Here is a 21,147-nt window from a genome sequence, read left to right as displayed (position 1 = left end):
GCGATGACGCTGCGATTTTCGTCCGGCGGGTTATGAGGCGGCAAGGCGTCGGTGAGATCCACAGCAACGAGGACCCGATCAACCACGAGAGGCTCAACATGAAGAATGTCGCAGGCAAGGTCGCCGTGGTGACTGGCGGCGCAAGCGGAATCGGACGCGCTGTCGCGGCTCGCTTCGCCGCGGCTGGTGCCAACGTGGTGATTGCCGACATCGAACAGGGCGCCCTCGACCAAACCGTTGACGACTTCGGCCGAGCCGGCCATGCAGTACTCGGCGTTCGCTGCGATGTATCCGACGGCGACTCAGTCCAGGCACTCGCCGATCTGACCATCGCCAAGTTTGGGGCTGTACACATTCTGCACAACAACGCCGGCGTGGGAATCGGCGGTCCGATCTGGACCCACTCGACCGCCGACTGGGAATGGGTGCTCGGAGTCAACCTGTGGGGTGTGATTCACGGGATCCGGGTATTCGTGCCACTGATGATCGAGCAGGGTCTACCGGCGCACGTCGTGAACACGGCTTCGATGGCAGGTCTCATCTCGATACCGAACCTGGCCGCGTACAACGTCTCCAAGCACAGCGTGGTGACGATGAGTGAGACCCTCGCACGCGACCTGGCGATCGCCGGGCACGACATCGGAGTGTCCGTACTGTGTCCCGGGTTGGTGTCGACCAACATCTTCGAGTCACAGCGCAACCGTCCGCCCGACCTGACCGCCACAGCCGACGATCAAGTATCGGCGAGCCTCGAGGGGATGATGAGCCGGGTTGACAAGCAAGCCCGCCGTGACGCGAGTTCATCGTTCAACGGGATGATCACGCCCGACGCCGTCGCGAACGATGTCTTCGATGCCATCATCGACGAGCGTTTCTACATCCTCACCCACCCCGAGTCCACGCATGAGCGTGTGCGAACCCGGATGAACGACATCGTCGAAGATCGTCAACCCTCGCCACTCGGCGGTCCCCAGTGAGACCGACACTCCAAGCACCGCCGGGAGCGGCCTGATGTCGGTCGTGCGAAGTGAAACCCGCGGAGGGGTCTGCACCGTCACGCTGTGCGACGACGAGCACCGCAACGCCCTCGGCCGCCAACTCGTCGCGGAGATGGTGGCGGCTTTCGACGCCGCTGAAGCCGACGACGACGTCCGCGTCATCATCCTCACCAACGAAGGGCGAGCGTTCTGCGCTGGAGCCAACCTGTCCGAGCGATCAAGTAGCACAGACGTTCCTGGGGCTCTCATCGACCCGATGCAACTCTTCGGACGATTCGCCAACTCCCCCAAGCCATATGTGGGCCGGATCGCCGGCCATTGCGTCGCAGGAGGAATGGGCCTCGCCGCTGCGATGGACATCTCGGTCACAATCGACGACGTCAAATTCGGCTTCACCGAAGTCCGTATCGGCGTGGCGCCAGCCATGATCTCCGTCGTCTGTCTCCCCAAGCTCCGCACCGCCGACGCCCGGTCCACGTTCCTGCGTGGCAATCGCTTTGATGGCACCGAGGCCGCCCGGATTGGGCTTGTCAATGCCGCAGTCCCGCGCGATCAACTCGACGCCGGGATCGACGCGATCATTGCCGACCTGCTCGCCGCCAGTCCGGACGCGTTGGCGACGGCCAAGCAGGTATTGAACGATGTGCCGACGATGTCGACCGCCGACGCCTTCGCGTGGACATCACAACTGTCCGCTCAACTCTTCGAAACCAGCGAGGCCAGGGAGGGAATGACGGCATTCCTTGAACGACGACCCGCCTCGTGGGTGCTCCCACTCCCCGACCGTGCCAACTTCAAAACCTCCACCTGAGAGACCCGATGCACACAACACCCATTCAATTCCGTTCACACGACGACCTGTCTCTCGTCGCCGACCGCTGGGGACCCGACGACGGCCCCGACGTGTTGTTGCTACACGGCGGCGGGCAGAGCCGTCACGCCTGGAAGAACACTGGTGAAGTGCTCGCAGCCAAGGGGTTCCGCGTCACAGCCGTCGACTCACGCGGGCATGGCGACAGCGATTGGTCGCCAACCGGCCGATACGACATGCAGGACTTCGGTCGTGACATCGTCGAAATCGTGGCCACCATGCCCGAACCCCCAGCCGTCGTCGGCGCCTCCATGGGCGGCATGAGTTCGCTCCTCGCACAACGGTTCGCTCACCACCAGCTCTTTGCAAGCGTGGTACTCGTCGACGTCACACCGCGCATGAATCTCGACGGCGTTGCGCGCATCATGAAGTTCATGTCGGCCCATCCCGACGGATTTGCTGATCTCGACGAAGCAGCTACCGCAATAGCCGGCTACAACCCTCACCGCGACAAGCCACGCTCGTCAGCCGGACTTGAGCGCGTGCTCCGACAGAGCGACAACGGCCGCTGGGCCTGGCGTTGGGATCCCAAGTTCGTCACGTGGCGACAGGAACAGAACAGCGCGTCACCAACGGGGTTTCAAGACCGCATGGACCGCATGGCACTTGAAATGTACGAAGGGGCTGACGCGGTCGAGGGCCCGATCCTGCTCGTGCGCGGCCAGCAGTCAGACCTGGTCTCCGAAGAGGTCGCCGAAGAGTTCCGTGCCCGTCTCCCCAACGCCGCATACGTCGACATTCGCGGTGCTGGCCACATGGTTGCCGGCGACGACAACGACGCGTTCACCAACGCAGTCGCCGGCTTCCTCAATGCAGCTCACGCCTCGAAACGCTCGAATACAGGTCTTTGACCATCGATCCCCCAGCCTGATCGCTCACAGAGGCGAGGCGACCATGACCTCGTCGGGGCCGGGTGACGTGAGGACAATGGAACGACTCGAGTGCGTCGGTCTTCGCATGCTGCTGCTGGCTTGATCCGTTTGCCACGATGACGAGGAGGTGACCGTCGTTGCGAAGGGCGGTGAGGCAGGAACGTGCACCCTCGCAAAGCGTCGTGAGTTCGACGATTCGCGATGGGTACGCGACGAGGAGTTGGTCGATCGAGTCTACAGTTCGTGTCCCGATCTGATTGCCTCGAACACGGCTCGGCGGTCGGCGTACCCGTCCTCGTCGATCGTTGCGATCCAGTTGGCGGCGCCCGAGGGCAGCTCGCGTTGGTGGGAGAACTCCTGAGCCCATCGACGTAAGGCTGTCTCCCGCTCCGCCAGCGTGTTGTCGAGATCGATCATCACAAGCACGTGAGGGAGTCTCGCCGCGCCGTCGTCGCTGATCCACTCGATATCGCCAGCGCATATTCACCGTCCGTCGGGCCCGAACCGCGCTGCACCACGCCCAACTGCAGCGCTCGATATTCGCGGCGCAGCGACGGCTGAAGACCCGTCCGGGATCCGGCGTTACGCGAACGTCAAGCTCGATAATGCGGTGCTTCGGATTTCAGCGTGAGTTGAGGTCGAGGAGCGACCAGTCGGGTTTGCCGGCGTAGAGCAGTGATCGGGTGCGGTAGTTGGTCCAGTTCGTGATCCCGAACGCGACACGCTTCACCCTCTTGATCAAGTTATTGACGGCCTCGGTGGGCCCGTTCGTGAATCTCGCTTGGTGCCACGCGGCGATCTGGTGGCGCCACGTGGTGATGGTTCGTCCGAGGCGGCGGATCTCTGGTGGGCAGGACTGGTCTTGGAGATCGATGCCGAGCTGGGCGACGAACTCGACAGCCACCTCGGCATCGTCGATCGCGTATAGGGATCTGACGACTTCCTTGGCGTGCCATGCGTTGCGGACCTCGCCTTTCGGGTCGCCGGCCTCGAGTAGCCCGACCAGTTTCAGGTTCGACTCGTCATCGAGACGCTCGTGCGCGATGGTCATCAACTTGCGAGACCGGTAGAGCGGATCGGTCTTGCGACCGCGATGGCCACACGTCTCGTTCTGCACGCGTCGGCGGACTTCGTCGAGCACGAAGTTGGCGAGCTTCACGACATGGAACGGGTCCGCGATCTGGACGGCGTGCGGGAGCATCGTGTCGAACACCGACCGATACGAACCCGACAGGTCCAACGTCGCCCACACGATCCGCGCTGACCACTCGACGGGCTGATCAGCGAACCATCGACAACAGCTCGCAGCGTCACGACCAGGCACGACGTCGAGGAGTTGGCCGCGTGCGACATCGACGACTTGGGTCGACCACAGCCGGTGTTTGAACTTGCCTTCGCGACAGAACAGCACCTCGTCGAGCCCGACCGCGACGGTCTTGCCGATGCGGTTCGGGTCGTCGATCAACGGTCGGCCGTGGTGGTTCACGGCGTCCATCACCGTGTGCCAGTCGCAGCCGAGATCGGCCGCGACCTCCGATACTGCTCGGCCGTGATGGCCGACCTGGAACGTCGCCCACCGACCCGCACGATCCGTCATCCCAGCACGGTCGGCAGCGATGCGATGGTCGGACTCGACGAACGTGACGACTTCGCAGTTCGGGTTCGGGCATCGCCACCTCGACTTCGACCAGACCAGGCGGGTTCGCCGTTCGAAGCACGGCAGATCGACCAGCTCGACGTCGAGGTCGTCGTGACGCCACACCGCGCCCGCACACGTCGGACACGACGGTCGTTGAGCGCGCGTGGTGATCGCGATTCGCAGCCATCTCGGCCAGTCACCCACGCCGTCGACGTTGACGTCGGGCAACCCGACAAGGGCTTCGCACATGCGCGTAGGATTGGTCTCCAACAGGGGCTCCCGGGTTCGACGACGTTAGACACCGTCAGACTCGCAGAGCCCCTGTGTCGCGCCCGGGATCACCTACCCGATCAGACCGAACTCACGCCCAGATCCGAAGCGCCGATAATGCTCCAGTCGTCTCGGTCCAACCGACGATCCGGCGGCGTCCGGCAAATGTGCGTTGGCTATCCCTCCGCCAGTGCGTCTTCGGTGTTGACGTATTCCATGAACCGGTGCTTGGCAGCGAGGACGGATTGGGCGAGTTCGGGGCTACCGGTGGCGTCGGCGTAGTGCTTCTCGACGTTGCGGATCGGGAGTTCGACCATCGGGTCGTCGAGCACGCAGCCGGCGATGCTCGTGGCTTTGAGGACGAGAGCGATGTCGTCCACTTCCATGGCGAGTTCCATCAGTCGTGCGGCGTAGTCGATCACGCCACTCTGCAACTGGCTGGTGATCCCTTCCGGGCTGACCCATCGGTACCCGGATCGAACCCGGAACAGCGGGCCACGAAGGAGTGGCAGACCGTCTCGGAGGACGTTGATCGCATCGAATGAGGTCATGTCGAGTGATGCGTCGTAGCGGTGGCGGAGGAGGTCGTAGTCGGTGAGTACGAGATGGCTGAGTTGCATGGCGCCGTTGGAGTAGCGGCCGGCCTGGGCCTTCGAGAGCAGGTCCAAGCCATCGGGTCCGGCGCCGAGCGTGCGTCGGAGTCCGGAGACTCGGTTGCCGGCGGTGCGGTCGCTGATCTCTTCGCCGACGTTCGTTTGGACTAGGTCTTTGGTGAGCATCGACCGGTGCCGTAGGCAAGTGAACAGCGCGAGCATCTCGACTTCTTGGGAGCTGAACTTGCGATCGCCACCGTCGACCTCGACGGTGCCCATGACCTTGATGAGTACCTCGTACGGCGGCGGTTCGTATTGCTCGTCGTCGATTGGTTCCTCTTGCTCGAGTTCCGGTCCGGGAATCGCGGCGGTGGCATCGACATGAGTGGGCGACTCCAACCCGGAGTTTGAAGGATGACCGGTCGGACTCGCGTCGGTCGTCTGCGTTCGAGGTAGTGGTTCGGTGGGTCCGTGGGCGGCCGAGTCGAGCATTACCGCCGCTTGGGCAGCAGCTTCGAGGGTGACGTTGGGGACTCGAAGTTCGACCTGTTCCCAGCATCCAGTCTCTCCTTCGACCGTGATCCGCTCGATGGCGTCGCCGTGTTCTCCGATCAGCACCACAGCGTTTCCGGACGATGGTTGGCAGAGTTTCATGAGTTCTTCGAGCAACGTCTGCTCGGTGGTGCTGAGTGCTGCGCAATCGATGATGAAGATCTGGGGGTCGTGGTCGCCGTCGTCTTCGTCGAGTCGAGCGCGTGCGGCAGTGATCGTGTCGGCGTCGCCAGTTCCGTGGAGTGCGAGCATCTGGCGAGCGGCAGAGATCGAGCGTTCAACGGTCGTGTTCGTCCAGACCCGGTCGCACAGGTCAGTGGAGTCAACGTGTAGCCCGACGAGGCAGACATCGATGGGGACACCGAGTGGTCGGGTGGCAAGTTCGAGCACCATCGATCGGGCCAGTCCGAGCGCCGCTTCTCGGTCACCGACGATCGCTACACGCGCCGCTGTTTCGAGGTCGAGCAGCACTTCGTGGCCGTCGCTGTCGTTGCGAGTACCGATGGTCACGAGTGCCGGCGTGAGGAGTTGGCGCGATGTATCCGTGGCGTCGCCTTCGAACCGATGCGTCCACGACCGGCCGCCGTCGACACTCGACCATCCGCTCGGCGGTGACGGGGCGGGTTGGGTGAAGAGGAGTTCGAGGCGGTCGGTGCCGAGTTGAACAGCCCGAACCGGTGGCGGTTCGGCGTACTCGCGTGCGTATGGCGTGAATTGTCGGAGCAGAGTCCGCAGCGTGGAGAGACGGTCGGCGTCTTCTCGCTGGGTGATGGCGAGTTCCGTGCCTGCTGCGACGGACGGCGGTTCGACGGGTCGTTCACCGACCGGCACGTTTGCCATGCGTCGGCGGCGCAGTCGGCGGGCGGTCTCGGCGAGGCCGGTGAGGAGGAGCAGTCCGGCAGCGAGTGTCGGCCAGACCGATCGCTGCTCGTCGGCGAAGACGGACTCGAACTCGTTACTCGAATCCTCGTCGGCGGCGGGCGCGCTGCTGCCCGGCACAGGCACCACCTCAGCGGGTGCCGACGAAGGCACGGGCGCCGTTGCCCGAGGCGGGACGGTTGAGGGCGCTGGCAATGCGAGTTCGGGGACGATCTCGACATTGGTCGGCAACGACGGTTCGTCGAGTTCCGCGTCGTCTGGGATCGGCGCGGGCAAGGTCGGTACCGGCTGCTCTACGATGGTCGGCTCATCATTAACCTGCGCCTCGACGGCTTCAAGGGTGAGGTTCCAGCCGGGCATGATGAGGTTGGGGTCGGTGAAAGTCTGGCCGTCGTTCATCGGTTGGTTGGCGTTCAGTTCCCACAGTTCGGTCCACCGGTCCGGGTGGCCGAGATGGCGCTCGGCGATACCCGCGAGCGTGTCACCTTCGACGACCGTGTACGTACTGATCTGGGCAGCGTTGCTCGGCTGGACGCTTGGTGCGGTGAACACCCAACCGGGATGGATGACCCAGGTGTCGTTGTCGAAGATGACGCCGGGTGCGACCTCTTGGCCGATGAGTTGTTCGCGAAGTTCGTGGTGAAGTGAACCGTCGCCAAGGATGGCTTCGGCGACATCCCACATCCCGTCGTTGGCCTGCACCTCGTATTCGGTGACAAGACCAGGCGCGGTGGACGAGGCCGTGGCTGCAGCCCCGGCAACGACGGGGACCGTGACCAGGGTTCCGGCCGGAAAGACCCCACCTGACCACTCGCTCGACCGGTTCATCGCGATGATGTCATCGCGAAGTGTTTCGTCGCCGAGATCGACCGCAAGCGAGAGAGGAGTCTCGCGCCCGGTCGTGAGGACTGTCGTCGTGGTGGGCTCGGTCGGGGCGCTCTCGGTCGGGTCGGCCGGTGCTGTCGCGGTTGGATCGAGTGGGTTTACGAGGTGCGCCGATGGCGGCGCAGCGGCAGTGCCAGCACTCGACCAGCTCGACACCGTTGCAGCGGTCGTGACCGAGCCGAGAAGCGCGATACGAACCAGCCTGTGCAGGATTCCGTTTCCACCCGTCGGCATCGATAGCGGCGCACGTTTGGGTCGGTCGATCGGCGCAGAGCGTGCTCGGATGATGGCGAAGACTTCGGAGGCGACTTGGATCATCGCCCAGATCCAGATCACCACGAACATGGCAGCAGCGATCCGCATCGTGGTGTCGTTGGTCAGTCGACCGCTGTTGACCTCGCTGCGCAATACCGCCCATTCGGGCCATGGCCGGCCGATCAGACGAACGACCAACACGGGCGGCACGATGATCAAGACGAGCAAGGTGAGCGACGCACCGACGCGCACAGCGAGTTGTCGGGGGTGGTTCATGAGTACTCCAGTCGGGCGCGGCCCTGCGCCGTGGCGACGATCTGTGATGCGCCGGCGAACTTCGCGAACGTGGTCGATCGCCGTTCGGTGATTGCGACGACAACGGTGTCCCGTGTCGGGAACGACACGCTGACGTCGCTGGCCGGCACGCCGAGGGCGGTGGCGTGATCAACTGCGGCTTGGCGTGCGTCCGCGGCTTGCAGGCCGTCGCTGGGTGATCCGGTGGCAACGGCGGCGCGTGCAGCGCCCTCGGCGGTGTTCGAGGCATGTCGTTCGGCCGAGAGGTAGCGGGCGCCGTCGAAGATCAGTCCAGCCCCTGCAATGACGATCACCACGAGCAGCACGAGTCCGACGGACGCCGAACCCTGATCGTTCCGGATGCGGCGACAACTCATCTGCGGAACCTCTCGACGACTTGGGTGTCGCTGACCGTGACGGTGCGTTCGCCGGGGGTCCAGACACCGGTGAGTGCCTGGTTGGAGACGTTGCACGAAACGGTGACGGTGACTGTTCCGCCTTGCCACGTGCCGAGGTCGGACGGGTTCCAACTCATCGAGGCCGATGGATCGCCGAGGCAGCGGCCGGGCAGTCCGGATCGTTGCACTGCGGCGTCGGCAGCGGTGCGGGCCTCGTTTGGGTCACGTGCGATGGCGGCGGCGCGTGCTGCATCTTGTGATGCGTTGGTGACCTGTACGCCGGCTGCCGAGAGTCTGCCGATGAACCCGAGGAAGGTGATCGCGACGAGCGCGGCAATGCCGAGATAGACGACCTCGACGGCGTTGACGAAGCCAGCATCTCGAGGCACGGTTCTGCTCGCCGGGCGTCTCATTGCTCCCTCGGTGCTGACTCGGTGACGGATGCTCGGAACCCGGCGCTGTCGAACAGCACGCCGGGGGTTGTCCCGGTGATGGTGACCGTCACGATCCCGTTCGTCTCCGAGCACAACACCTGCACACCCGACGACCATCCTCCAGCTCGTCGATCAAGAAGGGACTGGGCCGTGGAGGTGCCTGCCGTACAGGTGCCGTCGAACGCTGCGGCGACGCGGACGCCCTCTGCTGCTGCTTCGTCGAACACGTTGCGCGCATGCCAGAAACTGACCGACTCGACGATGATCAGAACGAAGCAGATCATCGCGACCGAACCGAACATGATCTCGAACCCGCCGTCGATCGCTCCCCGATCTCCCCGGAGACGCGACGGAACCGGTCGACCCGATTGACCGTTTCGATTCATGGTCGCCGGCGTCATCTGGCACCGCTCACGGGGAGGGTGCGACCGGGTCGGGCACGCCCGACTGGGCATCATTGAAGACGCCGATGATGAAGATGCCCGCAGCGATCGCCACGGCGACCGCGACGGCGAGGTAGATCAGCTTCGATGGAGCGTCTTCGACTCCGGACTCGTCGCTGAGGCGAGCCCAGACGTGGCCGGCTCGTTCTCGGCCGTGCTGATAGGCGAGGGTCAGCCAGACCGCAATGGCAGTCGATGCGTGACGGGTGGTGTTGGTGGGCATTGCGGTGTTCTCCTTGTTGGTGTGGGTGTTCAGGCGAAGGCGTCAGAGATCTGGCGCATGATCGGGTAGGCGAGGAACATGACCATTCCGAAGACCATCCCCATCGTCGGAAGTGAGAGGTTCGAGTTGGCCTTGTCGGCGCGGTCCTTGAGGTCGGAGAGTTGCTTGTCGCGCATCGACTTCGCCTCGGACCGGATGGTCGCTGCGACCGAGACACCGACCCCGGCCTGGCGTTGCAGTGACGTCGTGAGCCCTCGGAGTTCGGGTAGGTCGTAGGTTTCGGCCATTGCAGTGAGGGCGTCCCACACGCTGATGCCCATCGGCTGTGCTGTCGAGATCGTCTGACGGAGCAGGTCGAAACCGTCGCCGTCCCCGGCGTCGGCGGCGAACGAGATCGAGTCCTCGACCGAACGATTCGTCGTCAACGCGATCGCGAGCAGTTGGACGAAATCGTTTACCACCCGCCGCAACGCCCGCTGCCGACGAATCGCCCTGGCCCGTGCGTCGGCGACGACACGCCAACCAAACAGCGCCACGACCCCAACGCAAAGCAGACCGAGCAACGGCGATGGCGACACTGACCCGGTGGTGACGAGGAACGAGACGAGCATCGCCATCGTCAGCGTCGAAACGAACACGGCAGCCACGACTTGGCCGAGCACTTGAGGCACGGTGAGCCCCGCGAGGCGAAGGGACTTGCCCAGCCTTTCGTCCACGACGCGACCCAGCGGACCCGACGCCAGCGCGTCCCCGATCCTCGACGACATCGTTCTGCTGTTCACCCGTCGCGATGTTCTCTCGCCGTGAGGCCGTTCTACACGCGCTCGCACCGCACGCAGCGTGAGTCTCGGACGACGAAACGCTCGGATCATCGAGTACACGCCGAGCAGCGCGACGATGCCCGAGAGGACAGCGGTGTTCCACATGCTCATGACGTCACGTCCTCGGGGAGGCGGAGCCGGTAGCGGGCGCCGAGGTCGTAGCGGGTGAGCCGGCGCAACCAGACGAGGCACGTCGCCCACATACCGCACGGGATCAGCAGCCAGATCTGACCCGGCACCGTCCGATAGGGCGACAACAGGTCTGACGCGAAGATGGCGAGGCCACCAACGAACAGGATCGTGAGGCTGACGAGCCGGCGCATTGCGCGTTGGAAGATGCGACGGGTTCGGTCGATCTCGTCGCGAGCACGCATCTCGTCACGCGCAGCAGCAGAGAGTTCATCGAGCGTGTCGTAGATCCGCCCGCCACCCGCTGCTCCGCCAACGACGAGAACAATCGCAGCGACAGCAGCATCGGCGGTCGGATGGGCAATGTCTTCGGCGAGCCCCGCGAGCGCCTCGGGAAGACGGACCCCTTGCCGGCGCCGCAGAGCGAATCGGTTCATCGGCTCGGCAAGGACGCCGGTGAAGTCTTCGGCGACGAGTTCGACTGCCTTCTCGATCGCCACGCTCGAACGGCGAACCACGTCACGGAGGTCCTCGAGCCACTGTGCGATCGCTTCGACCTTCGCCCGTTCCACCTTTGTTTCCGACGTCGCGAACAACCATCGCCACGACACAACGAACGCAGTCACAGCGACCGCTGCGGTCGGCCAACGCGTCAGGAACAGCACTACACCACCAACCACGACGGCGGCGAGCAGATCGCGCTGACTGTTCGCCGACATCGAACGCTTTGGACCGGACGACGGCGTAGGCGGGTTGAACGCGAAATACACCGCTCCCACGGCGAGCGCTGCCAGGAGCCCGGCGACAAGGGCGATGGGCAGCGCGGACATCAGTGTCCTCCGCTGAAGTCGAGCGGCTTGTAGGTGTCTTCGGGCAACGTCCACCACTGATTCGAGAATCCGGGCGACCGGCGCACCAGCTTGCGCATCATGGATACCTGAGGTTCGTTGAGCGCCCGAGCACGAGCATCCGGCGCTCCGTCGACCTCACCGAAGATCCGGTGAAGCACGTAGCGCTCGCCGGCGTTCTCCACGGACGGCGCGACGATCTCGGACACGTAGCGGCCCTCGGAGTTCGAGCCGTCGAGCGACACGACGATGTCCACTGCTCGGTATACCTGTGTCTTCACGTCGCGGGCGTGCTGGCCCGAATCTGAAGCGATCAGGTTGACCAGGTTGTCGAGCGCATCCTCGGAGTCGCCGCCATGCACGGTTCCCATCGCGCCTTGACCCGTCTGCATTGCCCGGACAAGGGGCGCTCCCTCGCCGCCACGGACCTCTCCGACGATGATCCAATGCGCACGGGTTCGCATTGCCGGGCGCATTGCTTCGGCCGGCGTGTAGCCCTTCGAGTCGATCGTCGTCGGGAGCCGTTCCTGGTAGGCGATGACGTAGGGGTGTTTGCCCATCTGCAAGATGTTCAGCTCGAAGTCCGACTCGATCGTCGTGATTACTTCGGTCGGGTCGATCTCCCACGCCGTCGCCCGCAGCCACGTCGTTTTCCCCGACCCCATCGGCCCGACGAACAGGATCCCCAACCCAGCGCGCACACCGGCACGGAGGAACTCGATGATCCCCACATCGGCTGCACCGCGGTCGTACAGCGCATCGAACGAAGCGCCGAAAATCGCTGCGCGCCGGATCGCGATGTACGGGCGCTGCACCGGATCGAAGCCTCCTGCATGGAATCGGACGCCAGGTTCGAGTTCGAAATCGACCTCGTGATTCTCGATGTTGAACGGCCGGCCGTGCTGGACCGAGATGTCGTAGATGATCCGCTCCAGATCACGGTCGCGAGACACCATCGGAGCTGACTCCACGATCGTGCCGTCGAGCGACTCGACCCGGACCGGTGCCGAGCCGAACACCAAAATGTCGGTCACGTTCGGATTCCGCAGCGCACCCATGAGCTTCGGGATCGTGAACAGGCCAGCGATGATCCGATCGATCACCTCCGTCTCGTCAGCCTCCGACAACGGTTCGAGCCGGCCATCGCGGCGAGCCTCTGCGACCTCGGCAAGCACGTCGCGCTCCAATACGAGCCGCGTGCGTTCCTCACGCAACTGGGTTTCCTCGGCCGTCTCGTCACGCCCCTTCATCGGCAGACGGTGCCCGTGGTCGCGACGGACCTCCTGGGCCAGTGTCTCGAGCATTGCGTCGGTCACGGCGCTCATACCGACACCGCCTCTTGCACTCGGGTCTGGCCGAGCAGCGACTCAAGCGTTGCGTGCGCGGCACGTGGGAGTGCGAAGCGACGGATCGAACGATGGTCGAGGCCCCCGCCGCGATGGATGTGATCGATCACCTTCGGCTCCCACGGCCACCAGCCAACGAGACGATCACCGAGTTCACCCGCTACGTCAGGTCCGAACCGCTCCCCCGTCGTCAGCGGAGCGTCGACGACGACCAGACGCGGGTGTGTCGACAGTCCAGCGAGTCCCGGCGACGTCTGTCCCTTCGAGTCGATCCACGAGACAGTCGAGGTCAACGAGGCCGGCTCGGGTGTCGCCACCACCACCACGACGTCGGCGACGTCGAGTATGCGCCAGGCCGGCACGTTGCCACCCCGCATCGAACCAACATCGACCACGACCGTGCCGTCCAGCCGCCCGAGCGCAGCGACCCACGGTCGACGCGGTGACGCGATCGTCGACCACGCCTGGAACGGATCCCACGAACCAGTCACAACGTTCACCTGCCCGAGCCGACGAGCACATCCGGCCAGCGAACGATGCGCCGGCTCTTCCGACCCGGCGAATGCAACCCTCTCCAACCCGCCCGACGTATCCAGCCCCTCGGCGCGACTCGCTAGCACTCCCCCGGCAGAGTCAGCCTCGACGAACCACGCCTCGCTCCCCGACGCAGCAACGGCCGCAGCCAGGAGCAATCCCGTCGTGGACGTTCCGACGCCCCGCCATGAGGTCACCGCGATGACGGTCATTGCTCGGCTCCGAACGGTGTGATGACCAGCACCATCTCGTCCTGCCCAGCCCACGTACCGACCAGTGGGGCGTCCTCGATCGCTACGGCCATGGTCACCGACGCTTCGAGCGTTTCGGAGATCGACACCGACACGATCCGAACCGGCACCGATGCTGGCTCCGCCGATTCGCGGTCGAGCGTCGACACCGCGACGCCGACATCGTCCCGCTGCATCTCGGTCGGATACCTGCCCGACCGCAACACCACACCGACCAACTGCTCACCCAACAGCGTTTCCGGTTCACCAGTCACCGATGACGGACCCAGCAGATCGCCCGGCACCAGATCGGTCAGCGCCACCGCATCGACCAGCACGTCACGCTGAGAGGCGACGTAGATCCGACCGAAACCCTCCTCCGTCGAGATCGCAGTCGTCCCGATCGCAGAGTTCGGAATCAAGTCACCAGCGGCAACCGGCTCGATCACGACGAGCACCTCGGTCCGCTCGGACGCGTTCGACACCGCCCACAACACGAGCAGGATCACGAACAGGAACAGCCCGGTCGCGACGAGCAGCCACGACATTCGGACCTTCGGCCGAGGCGACGACGGCTTCGGCGTCAACCTCTGCTTCGGTGGTAACAGCGTGTCGGTCATCGCACCCTCTCCTGGTCAGTCATTGACATTCACCGCCACCAACTCGCCGACCCGGAACGACACCGGCGGCGATTCCCACACGTAGACCGGCTGCGGCTCCACCGCGCCCGACGCCCAGAACGACACGGCGAACGTCTGACGCGCAGTGATTGTCACCTCGCCAGGTCCCGGCGGCGTCCACTCGCAATCCTGATTGCTGCCCGGCTCGGCGAAGTCCGCCAGAGCGTTCGGCCGAGACGGGAACTCGGAGTTCTCCACTCTCGGGAAGTCGTCCTCACCGGCGACGCATGGGATCACGCCGGAGAACGGTGTCGATGGACGATCGGGGTCAGGCACGAACACGACCTCGAAGTCCAACGCCGTCGGCACCGTGATCAGGTACAACGTCCAACCTCGGTAGTACTCCGGGTTCGAACGCTGCGTCCTCCACGCCGACCCGTTGATCGCCAACCACGCCGGCGACCGCACCACGAGACCACCCCACTCGCCGACCACCTTGTTCTCGTAGACCGCCAACTCCTCGAGCTGCAGGCCGTTGTACAAGCTCGCCAACTGCGTCCGCGGATCGAGCATCGGGTCAGTTGCGGCGACCTCGATGAAGCCCTTGAAGTTCGCGCTGTAGAACGTGTCCGCGCAGTACACCGAGAACGTGCGCGTGATCTCGGCCAACGACGGCCCCTCTGGCTCGTACGCATCGAAGTCGATTGGAAGCGGAACCTCAACCACGATGCCCTCGATGAAGATCCACCTGGTCGACCGAATCGGCCGCTGATCCTCGACCACGTCGATCGTCTCGGGATCATCACCCTCGGCGACGCCCTCACACTCCGCCGCTGCGCCACCTCCGTGCGATCGGAACGCCGAACCACTCGGAATCGACGTGAATACGCCCATCCCTCCTGATGAGTTCCGAATGTGAACCTGACGCGAACCCGGAATGAGAGGCGGACCGCCTCCGCCGTCATCGGGGCCGGCGAACGCGACCGTCGAGCTCACCGCGAGGGCGACACATGCGACGAGAGAGGCAGTTGCTACACGCACGCTCGCTCATCTCGAGTCAGTCGATCAACGATCCACTCCCCGTCTTGCAGGATGACCGAAGCGATCTGCGGGAACTCACGAACGCCTCGCGTCGTGCCCTCCGGCAGCGAGCCGTCCTCGTTGACGAAGACGGTCCCGTCGAGTTGGCAGTCGAAGATGAATGCCTCCGTTTCCGAGCGGGGATCAGCGACCACGACCGGACGCAAGACGATCCCGTCGCTGAGGTCAAGGTGCCGGCCGGCCTCGCGCTCAGGAATGAGCACGTTGTCCGCCAACCGTTGTCCAGCGTCCGCAAAGCTGGCCTGCATCGCTTCGCCAGGCTGCGGGTCGAGCGGGGATTGGGAGGCCTGCTCGTGGTACGCGCCTTGGGCTTCGGCGTAGGCGGCGAGGATCTCGGCGTCCTCCGGCAGCGGGGGGACGACGTTGGCGTCGGCTGGGTCCGGCTCGGTCGCCACGAAGATCCACACGCCGTCCAGCAACTGCGTGATCTCGCCAGCAGAGTTGACGCCCGGCACGGAGTCGACCCGTGGGCCGAGTTCCTCCGGCAAGAAGCCGCCTCCGTTCGCCACGGTCGTGGACGTCTCGACATCGGTCGGAGCAGGAGTCTCGATCGTCGCGGATTGCTCACTCGTCTCGGTCGTCGTCGGCGGTTCGGTCGGTGCTGGTGGCGTTGACGTTTCGGCAGGGTCCGAATCAACCGTCGTGGACGCCCGACTCGGCGGTGGAGCTGTCTCCTCCGGTGTGGCGGCATCGCTGCTACTGCACGCAGCAAGGACGGCGAGGAGCGAGACGCAAAGCAGGTGGGCGGAGGTTCTCACGTGACAATTCCTTTGCTGACGAGGGACGTGGCGACGAGGGACGCAAAGAGCGTTCCAGCCATCAGGTTCGGGCCGAACGCTCTCGGACCACTCGGCCGGACGAGGCGCACGACCAACGCCGAGGCCAAGGCGACGACGGCGATCACAGACGCAGCCGGCCACCAGACGATGGCAATGACGGCTCCGGCCGCTGCAGCGAACTTCACATCACCGAACCCCAATGCGCTGGGATCGAGGAGGTGGAGGAGAAGGAACGGAACGGCGGACACGATGATGCCGAGGAGAGCGCTCGGCCCCGACGAGCCCACGACGCTCCCGGCAACTCCGCTGATGAGTGCGAACGCTGTCCAGAAGTTCGGGAGGCGCAGCTCCCGGATGTCGACGAGTGATGCACGAGCGAGCGCGCCGAGACCAGCGACGAGACAGAGGTGGGCAAGCAGATCGGAGTTCGTCGACCCGAAAGACCAGGCGACCACGGCGATGAGGACGACGCACACGACTCCGAACGGAACTTCGGGCCGGTATGGACTCGCGACACAGGCCACACCTGGGTGTGGAACCCGGACCATTCGTTCGAGGCTTTGCGCATCAGCCTGGCATGTCGGCACGAAGCCGCTCCGGCGGTACAGCTCGATCGCGCAGTCGTTGTCTGGCCGGACCCGCAGAACCAACTCGACCGAAGCACTGTCAGCCGCATCGCACACATCAATCAGCAGTTGCCGCCCGCTCCCGCGTCCCGACGGCCACGCACACAGGTTGGCGATCTCGAACGTCGGCTCGGATTGGCACTTCCACCGGAAGCCGAGCAGAACACACCGAAGACACTCCACCAGTCCGAGCAGGCTCGCCAACGCAATGCCCGCAGCAACCGCCACTCGTGCGGGGCCGACTGCGGCACGACTCATCTCAACTGCCATCAGTCCCGGCACTCCAAGGAGTACGCCGCACCCGACCAATGCCAGATTGCGGGCGAACCTACTCGGAACGCATGACAGCGTCATCGCTGCGCCTTCGTCGACGAGGAGGTGGTCGGCAAAGACGAGCGATCCAGCAGACCGACGAGCTGGCATCCCGAACGCACGCGAGTGGATCGACAACGCAGATCGCACGTTCCGAATTCGGTCTACACGGAAGGCGACGGCCGGATCGGCGTACCGTCCGACGACTCGACAGTGGTGTGACCTTGGATCGGGCCGTACGGCACCCACACGCTCGGACCCGAGGTCCGGCGCACCCAACGAGCGCCTGCGACTACCGAGAGTCGACATAGCGAAAACGTATAACTGATTAACACCTCGTGCAAGGGGGACCACTCCCCATCGCGATCCTGAATGCTCGAACACAACCCCAACAGGCCCCGAAGTGACCCAATCGTTACAGAATTTCTTCGAGTGCGAGCGCCCAGCGCCGACAGATCAACCCACTTTCACCGGGAGCACAATGTGAACCGGTCGAGTCCGTCCGTCGCGTTCACTCGTGATGAGCCCTGCATTGGTCAAGACATCGCGGTAGGTCGTCCACGACGCCCGATTCAATTCGAGGCGCGGGATGAAGTCCGTAGCAAGCGGGCCAACTGACCCGTCGGGCTCGGCCATCTCCGAAAGCCCGATGTACACCCACAGGGCGCGAGCCTTCACTGTCGGCGGAAGCTCAAGCGCCTCGATCTGGTCTCGCGCCCGCACGAAATTGATCGTGGTCGCAAGGGCCTCGGGATCAGCCCCACTCACTGAATTCATCTCGTCCTCGACCGTAGTCCGCCGCTCGTCAGAGGGGAAGAGCCGGATCGCCTTGGCAACTTCTTTGTAACGGTCCACCTCCGACGGGGCCTGTTGGGATCACTAGCCAATCAGTCCGCCAGGAGGCAACCATGCAACCGAAGACGTCAAAACTCGCCGCTCTCCGATCCCCATCTCGCCGTGGGCGCCGCTCTCGCACGCTCACCGTCGCTCAGACAGCGGCTCTACTCGACATCACGAAGGAGTCGACCTTTCGGCTCATCCGAGAAGGTGCGATTCCCGCTCACCGTCATGATGGACGAATCGAAGTCCTCCGGGCCGCCTTTGCGTACATGGCGGAGGTGCAGTCGTGAGTCGCTCGACAAACCACGTCAACTTGCCCGACGGCGCATCCGCGGCCACCGCCGGGCAGCCTGGCCAGCCTCTTCTCGTGAACATCGAAGGCGCCGCAGAGATCCTGGCGATCAGTCGCACGTCGGTCTACCAACTCGTCTGGCGCGACGAGCTCGTCCCGATCCGCATCGGCCGTAGCGTCCGGTTCTCGATCGCTCAACTCGAGGCCTTCGTCACCGAACGCATCGACGACTGAGGTAGATAGAGGGGCTGCGCGGAAAGGTCGGGGCGACCATCCACCAGTCGCTGCCGTGTCTCGCGTTTGATGGCGAGTGAACTCGAGGTGCTACCAATGGGCCGCCGGAACCCAGGAGTCCCACCGCCGCGAGACCTGAGCGGCTCCTCCCCTGTGGTGGTGACGCCATCAGCGTGCGCTACTTTCGCCGCTAGCTCCGTTACTCCCCCGGTAACTCCCCCACGAATCCGCGACGGGTAGTAAAGCGCCTCCTACCAGGCACTATGTAATCCGCTGTCGACGAGGATTCCATTCCCCCCAGCTCCACCTAGGGGGATTGGTAGAAATACCAGTCCCCCACTGGTAGAAATCGCCCAGATCCGGCGACCGAGCTCGCATGGCGCCGAACACCGTTGAAGTGCTCAGGCGTGAGCGTCGGCCGCTGAGCGGAGTGCTTCGGTGATGTCTTGAGCGTCCGGGTGATTCAGCATCGGCCCGTTGAGGATGAAGCGGTGACCGTTGACGTGGCCAACGCTGCGAGCACTCGATTCGACGATGTGTGCTGGCAGAAGCACCCCGTGACGCACGCGGTAGCTCGATCTGTCGAGCAGGACGAACGCCGCAAGTTCGAAGTTCCACGAGCGGAAGACCGACATCTGCCGCTCCCCCGTCCGAATCGGGTCGGAGACGACTCGGCACTTGACCTGCACCGTGGTGCCATCGTCAAACACGACATCAGCCGACTTCTGCGAGTTGGCCAGCAGAGAACCGCCGAGCGCGCGGGCGCACAGCCTTTCTGCGTGGTCGCCAGCAGGCGCGTTCCTCGCGCGAATGACGTTGCGTCGCTCGAGTTCATCGAGGATCGTCGAGTACCTGGCCAGAAGATCGCCGACCGACACGCATTTGAGATCGTCATTCATCAAGTTCGTTGACCGGCTCGTCCTGAGCCATGCGCTGCTGATGCTGCTTCAAGGAGACACCGTCTGGTCGGACCCACGTGGTCCGGCCGTTGACCGAGCTTCCACTCAACACTCCCCCAGCGGTCGATGGCGATGCGAACACATAGTCCTGTTGGAGAACGACCTGTCCGTTCAGCGATGCGAACACGCCTTCTTGCCGCAACGTTTGGCGGAGTCGCCGAAGGAACGGAGGGCAAGATGGTGTTTCGTCTGCTGCGGCGACGGAACCGGCGAAAACAGCGAAACCGTCTGGGCGGTCGGCCCCCTCCCCTGCGGCTCCACGCTCGGAGAACGTGTAGCGCAAATTGGCGTCAGGACGAGCGGATACGACTTCATCGGCCCGCTCAAACGCGTCGAGGCCGAGAACAGGGAAGATCACTAACATCTCGCGCAGGAACCCTTCCGCTTCCGCCCGGTCCCGTTCAGACAGGGGAGGGCTCTGCGGCATGGTCGCGTTGGCGACTTCGGAGCGCTTGGCGTCGGTCGCCAGGCTGACGAGCCTCGACTCGAGGTAGCGAGCGTGGGCCTTGTTCAGGTTGGCGTCCTTCGACGTGAACACGATCGTGGTCGTCCAGAAGTCCTTGCTGCCGCTGCCTTGATGGGCGACGAGCCGCGCCAGAACCTCGTCGCCTTCGCCGATGTAGATGCGCTTCGAGAAACCGCTGTCCTCAGTGTCCCCGAGCAGCACGTAGACACCCGTGGAGCGGAGTTCGGGGCGGGTCTTCACCTCGGCGAGGTCAGACCTCGCGAACACCATTCCGATTCCGGACCATCCGGTCTTTTCGACGATTCGTAGCCCATCCGGAGTTCCGTCGGCGAGGAAGAGCGTGATGGAAACGCCGAGACGGTCACTCATGTGCGGACGTCGCTTCGGGTTGTCTACACACGACGAGCCTCCTTGGCCAAGTGCTTCTTCAACTGTTGGACTGTCATGGCTGGGCTGGCCTTGTGAAGCATCGCATGACAGTTCGGGCAGACGGGTCGGAGGTCGGCGATCGGGTCGACCATGTACTCGGTTTCGGCAAGTGCGATGTCGTTCACGTGATGAACGTGGATGAAGCCCTCCCCGATCTCGCCGTACATCTCCGAGAAGTCCAGGTCGCATGCCTGGCAGCGGAAGCCATAGTGGTCGAGGCAAGCGGCACGAGCGTTGCGATCGCGCTCGTAGCGGTTGACGACGACCCGAGTTCGGCGACCCTCACTGAACAGTTCGCCGCTGCCCTCCTCGGGCGAGACATACGGAAGGTGTCCGACGTGCCCACTCCACCGCTCCTCGAGCGCAGTGAGGTCACCTGTGGGAACCGAGACGCCCGATCCCTGGAGTCGATTCCAAGGCACTCCCGGCGCGACGGTGATGAGTTGTTCAACGGGGAGGCGGTCGGCTGGATCGAGCAGGCAGTCCCACTCCACGTCGGCATATCGGGCTTCTCTGGACGAATCAGCCCAGTGCTCTGCAGGGTAGATCGCCGAGGTGAACATGCCGGATGCGATGAGCCCGCGATCACGGACCTGACGCAAGAGATAGGCCCGATCACCGTTTCGAATTCCTGATGAGCGGGTTCCTGTACTCCAGCGGCCCGGCACGATGTGACCAGTAGACGTGGTCTGCACGTCGGCGGCGTATTCGGCGTCCGTCCAGGAGGGCGTGTCTGGGTTGTACGTCAGGACAATGCCCGCGCTTCGTGTCTGGATGCCAGCCAGTTGGCGATCTTTTTGCCGGGGCGGCGCTCACGCATGACCAGACCCTCGAGTGAATCGCCCTGGGTTTGATGGAGGCTCGTTCTATTGGTTTCCAACCCCGGTCGGGGCGGTCTGTTGTGCAGCGTAGAACGCTGCTTCGAACTCGTCGGGCGGGACATCGCCGCAGTGGCTGTGGAGGCGGTCGGTGTTG

At 64.2% G+C, this 21,147-nt stretch carries 23 protein-coding genes; 4 read left to right on the top strand and 19 right to left on the bottom strand.

The features are described 5' to 3' along the window. Positions 1-98 precede the first annotated feature (98 nt). From ABJK40_RS12695 to ABJK40_RS12685, 3 genes are read left to right on the top strand one after another with little or no spacing between them, the layout of a single operon-like run. A complete protein-coding gene (locus tag ABJK40_RS12695) occupies positions 99-977 on the top strand; it encodes an SDR family NAD(P)-dependent oxidoreductase (RefSeq protein WP_348479485.1) in 879 nt (292 codons plus the stop codon). A gap of 34 nt (positions 978-1,011) precedes the next feature. Then, complete coding sequence (locus tag ABJK40_RS12690) at positions 1,012-1,809, top strand: enoyl-CoA hydratase-related protein (protein ID WP_348479484.1); 798 nt, start codon at positions 1,012-1,014, stop codon at positions 1,807-1,809. An 8-nt stretch (positions 1,810-1,817) separates the two neighbouring features. Next, complete coding sequence (locus ABJK40_RS12685; RefSeq protein ID WP_348479483.1) at positions 1,818-2,720, top strand: alpha/beta hydrolase; 903 nt, start codon at positions 1,818-1,820, stop codon at positions 2,718-2,720. Between the two features lie 255 nt (positions 2,721-2,975). On the opposite strand, the gene ABJK40_RS12680 is transcribed toward ABJK40_RS12685, so the two are convergent. The 16 genes from ABJK40_RS12680 to ABJK40_RS12605 all read right to left on the bottom strand — a co-directional run bounded on the left by ABJK40_RS12680 (position 2,976) and on the right by ABJK40_RS12605 (position 17,807). Then, positions 2,976-3,158 (bottom strand): hypothetical protein, encoded by a 183-nt coding sequence (locus ABJK40_RS12680; RefSeq protein ID WP_348479482.1) that lies wholly within the window; start codon positions 3,156-3,158, stop codon positions 2,976-2,978. Between the two features lie 205 nt (positions 3,159-3,363). Next, positions 3,364-4,629, bottom strand: a complete 1,266-nt coding sequence (locus ABJK40_RS12675; protein WP_348479481.1) for an ISL3 family transposase — start codon at positions 4,627-4,629, stop codon at positions 3,364-3,366. A gap of 197 nt (positions 4,630-4,826) precedes the next feature. Further along, positions 4,827-8,090: a hypothetical protein gene (locus ABJK40_RS12670; RefSeq protein WP_348479480.1), complete on the bottom strand. Its 3,264-nt coding sequence runs from the start codon at positions 8,088-8,090 to the stop codon at positions 4,827-4,829. Beyond that, positions 8,087-8,485 carry a pilus assembly protein TadG-related protein gene (locus tag ABJK40_RS12665; RefSeq protein WP_348479479.1) on the bottom strand — a complete coding sequence of 133 codons (399 nt, stop codon included), beginning with the start codon at positions 8,483-8,485 and terminating at the stop codon, positions 8,087-8,089. The genes ABJK40_RS12670 and ABJK40_RS12665 overlap by 4 nt, the downstream gene beginning before the upstream one ends. Then, on the bottom strand, positions 8,482-8,895 hold the full coding sequence (locus ABJK40_RS12660) for a hypothetical protein (RefSeq protein ID WP_348479478.1): 414 nt from the start codon (positions 8,893-8,895) through the stop codon (positions 8,482-8,484). Before ABJK40_RS12660 ends, ABJK40_RS12665 begins: the two co-directional genes overlap by 4 nt. A 20-nt stretch (positions 8,896-8,915) precedes the next feature. Next, positions 8,916-9,224: a hypothetical protein gene (locus ABJK40_RS12655; RefSeq protein ID WP_348510292.1), complete on the bottom strand. Its 309-nt coding sequence runs from the start codon at positions 9,222-9,224 to the stop codon at positions 8,916-8,918. Positions 9,225-9,351: 127 nt separating this feature from the next. Then, positions 9,352-9,606 (bottom strand): hypothetical protein, encoded by a 255-nt coding sequence (locus ABJK40_RS12650; RefSeq protein ID WP_348479476.1) that lies wholly within the window; start codon positions 9,604-9,606, stop codon positions 9,352-9,354. 29 nt (positions 9,607-9,635) lie between these two features. Next, positions 9,636-10,373 carry a type II secretion system F family protein gene (locus ABJK40_RS12645; RefSeq protein ID WP_348510291.1) on the bottom strand — a complete coding sequence of 246 codons (738 nt, stop codon included), beginning with the start codon at positions 10,371-10,373 and terminating at the stop codon, positions 9,636-9,638. Between the two features lie 161 nt (positions 10,374-10,534). Then, positions 10,535-11,386: a hypothetical protein gene (locus ABJK40_RS12640; RefSeq protein WP_348479474.1), complete on the bottom strand. Its 852-nt coding sequence runs from the start codon at positions 11,384-11,386 to the stop codon at positions 10,535-10,537. Next, a complete protein-coding gene (locus ABJK40_RS12635; protein ID WP_348479473.1) occupies positions 11,386-12,729 on the bottom strand; it encodes an ATPase, T2SS/T4P/T4SS family in 1,344 nt (447 codons plus the stop codon). Before ABJK40_RS12635 ends, ABJK40_RS12640 begins: the two co-directional genes overlap by 1 nt. Continuing rightward, entirely contained in the window at positions 12,726-13,250 is a 525-nt protein-coding gene (locus ABJK40_RS12630; RefSeq protein WP_348479472.1) for a hypothetical protein, read from the bottom strand. Before ABJK40_RS12630 ends, ABJK40_RS12635 begins: the two co-directional genes overlap by 4 nt. A 242-nt stretch (positions 13,251-13,492) precedes the next feature. Next, positions 13,493-14,062, bottom strand: a complete 570-nt coding sequence (locus ABJK40_RS12625) for a hypothetical protein (protein WP_348479471.1) — start codon at positions 14,060-14,062, stop codon at positions 13,493-13,495. Positions 14,063-14,149: 87 nt separating this feature from the next. Continuing rightward, on the bottom strand, positions 14,150-15,028 hold the full coding sequence (locus ABJK40_RS12620; RefSeq protein WP_348479470.1) for a hypothetical protein: 879 nt from the start codon (positions 15,026-15,028) through the stop codon (positions 14,150-14,152). A gap of 137 nt (positions 15,029-15,165) precedes the next feature. Further along, positions 15,166-15,744: a hypothetical protein gene (locus ABJK40_RS12615; protein ID WP_348510290.1), complete on the bottom strand. Its 579-nt coding sequence runs from the start codon at positions 15,742-15,744 to the stop codon at positions 15,166-15,168. Between the two features lie 245 nt (positions 15,745-15,989). Then, positions 15,990-16,490, bottom strand: coding sequence for a prepilin peptidase (locus tag ABJK40_RS12610; RefSeq protein ID WP_348479468.1), 501 nt, complete (start codon positions 16,488-16,490; stop codon positions 15,990-15,992). A 918-nt stretch (positions 16,491-17,408) separates the two neighbouring features. Continuing rightward, entirely contained in the window at positions 17,409-17,807 is a 399-nt protein-coding gene (locus ABJK40_RS12605; RefSeq protein ID WP_348479467.1) for a hypothetical protein, read from the bottom strand. A gap of 352 nt (positions 17,808-18,159) precedes the next feature. Here ABJK40_RS12605 and ABJK40_RS12600 point away from each other — a divergent pair, with 352 nt between their 5' ends. Next, the gene (locus tag ABJK40_RS12600) at positions 18,160-18,318 is read left to right on the top strand and encodes a helix-turn-helix domain-containing protein (protein ID WP_348510289.1); all 159 of its coding nucleotides are present in this window, start codon (positions 18,160-18,162) and stop codon (positions 18,316-18,318) included. 401 nt (positions 18,319-18,719) lie between these two features. On the opposite strand, the gene ABJK40_RS12595 is transcribed toward ABJK40_RS12600, so the two are convergent. The 3 genes from ABJK40_RS12595 to ABJK40_RS12585 are packed head-to-tail and all read right to left on the bottom strand — an operon-like array spanning position 18,720 to position 20,735. Beyond that, the gene (locus ABJK40_RS12595) at positions 18,720-19,196 is read right to left on the bottom strand and encodes a hypothetical protein (RefSeq protein ID WP_348479465.1); all 477 of its coding nucleotides are present in this window, start codon (positions 19,194-19,196) and stop codon (positions 18,720-18,722) included. A 13-nt stretch (positions 19,197-19,209) separates the two neighbouring features. After that, the gene (locus ABJK40_RS12590; protein ID WP_348479464.1) at positions 19,210-20,112 is read right to left on the bottom strand and encodes a GIY-YIG nuclease family protein; all 903 of its coding nucleotides are present in this window, start codon (positions 20,110-20,112) and stop codon (positions 19,210-19,212) included. A 23-nt stretch (positions 20,113-20,135) separates the two neighbouring features. After that, the gene (locus tag ABJK40_RS12585; protein WP_348479463.1) at positions 20,136-20,735 is read right to left on the bottom strand and encodes a hypothetical protein; all 600 of its coding nucleotides are present in this window, start codon (positions 20,733-20,735) and stop codon (positions 20,136-20,138) included. Between the last annotated feature and the right edge of the window lie 412 nt (positions 20,736-21,147).

It is taken from the genome of Ilumatobacter sp. (genome assembly GCF_039969435.1).
Lineage (GTDB): Bacteria > Actinomycetota > Acidimicrobiia > Acidimicrobiales > Ilumatobacteraceae > Ilumatobacter_A.
This window is presented reverse-complemented; position numbering and strand designations above follow the sequence as displayed.

What these genes read in the sequence shown, in the direction of transcription:
- ABJK40_RS12620 (WP_348479470.1), bottom strand. Translation starts at nt 15,028, where the DNA reads ATGGGCGTATTCACGTCGATTCCGAGTGGTTCGGCGTTCCGATCGCAC.
- ABJK40_RS12670 (WP_348479480.1), bottom strand. Translation starts at nt 8,090, where the DNA reads ATGAACCACCCCCGACAACTCGCTGTGCGCGTCGGTGCGTCGCTCACC.
- ABJK40_RS12635 (WP_348479473.1), bottom strand. Translation starts at nt 12,729, where the DNA reads ATGAGCGCCGTGACCGACGCAATGCTCGAGACACTGGCCCAGGAGGTC.
- ABJK40_RS12655 (WP_348510292.1), bottom strand. Translation starts at nt 9,224, where the DNA reads ATGATCTGCTTCGTTCTGATCATCGTCGAGTCGGTCAGTTTCTGGCAT.
- ABJK40_RS12645 (WP_348510291.1), bottom strand. Translation starts at nt 10,373, where the DNA reads ATGTCGTCGAGGATCGGGGACGCGCTGGCGTCGGGTCCGCTGGGTCGC.
- ABJK40_RS12680 (WP_348479482.1), bottom strand. Translation starts at nt 3,158, where the DNA reads ATGATCGATCTCGACAACACGCTGGCGGAGCGGGAGACAGCCTTACGT.
- ABJK40_RS12685 (WP_348479483.1), top strand. Translation starts at nt 1,818, where the DNA reads ATGCACACAACACCCATTCAATTCCGTTCACACGACGACCTGTCTCTC.
- ABJK40_RS12590 (WP_348479464.1), bottom strand. Translation starts at nt 20,112, where the DNA reads ATGAGTGACCGTCTCGGCGTTTCCATCACGCTCTTCCTCGCCGACGGA.
- ABJK40_RS12640 (WP_348479474.1), bottom strand. Translation starts at nt 11,386, where the DNA reads ATGTCCGCGCTGCCCATCGCCCTTGTCGCCGGGCTCCTGGCAGCGCTC.
- ABJK40_RS12625 (WP_348479471.1), bottom strand. Translation starts at nt 14,062, where the DNA reads ATGTCGTGGCTGCTCGTCGCGACCGGGCTGTTCCTGTTCGTGATCCTG.
- ABJK40_RS12665 (WP_348479479.1), bottom strand. Translation starts at nt 8,485, where the DNA reads ATGAGTTGTCGCCGCATCCGGAACGATCAGGGTTCGGCGTCCGTCGGA.
- ABJK40_RS12585 (WP_348479463.1), bottom strand. Translation starts at nt 20,735, where the DNA reads ATGTTCACCTCGGCGATCTACCCTGCAGAGCACTGGGCTGATTCGTCC.
- ABJK40_RS12650 (WP_348479476.1), bottom strand. Translation starts at nt 9,606, where the DNA reads ATGCCCACCAACACCACCCGTCACGCATCGACTGCCATTGCGGTCTGG.
- ABJK40_RS12695 (WP_348479485.1), top strand. Translation starts at nt 99, where the DNA reads ATGAAGAATGTCGCAGGCAAGGTCGCCGTGGTGACTGGCGGCGCAAGC.
- ABJK40_RS12690 (WP_348479484.1), top strand. Translation starts at nt 1,012, where the DNA reads ATGTCGGTCGTGCGAAGTGAAACCCGCGGAGGGGTCTGCACCGTCACG.
- ABJK40_RS12675 (WP_348479481.1), bottom strand. Translation starts at nt 4,629, where the DNA reads ATGTGCGAAGCCCTTGTCGGGTTGCCCGACGTCAACGTCGACGGCGTG.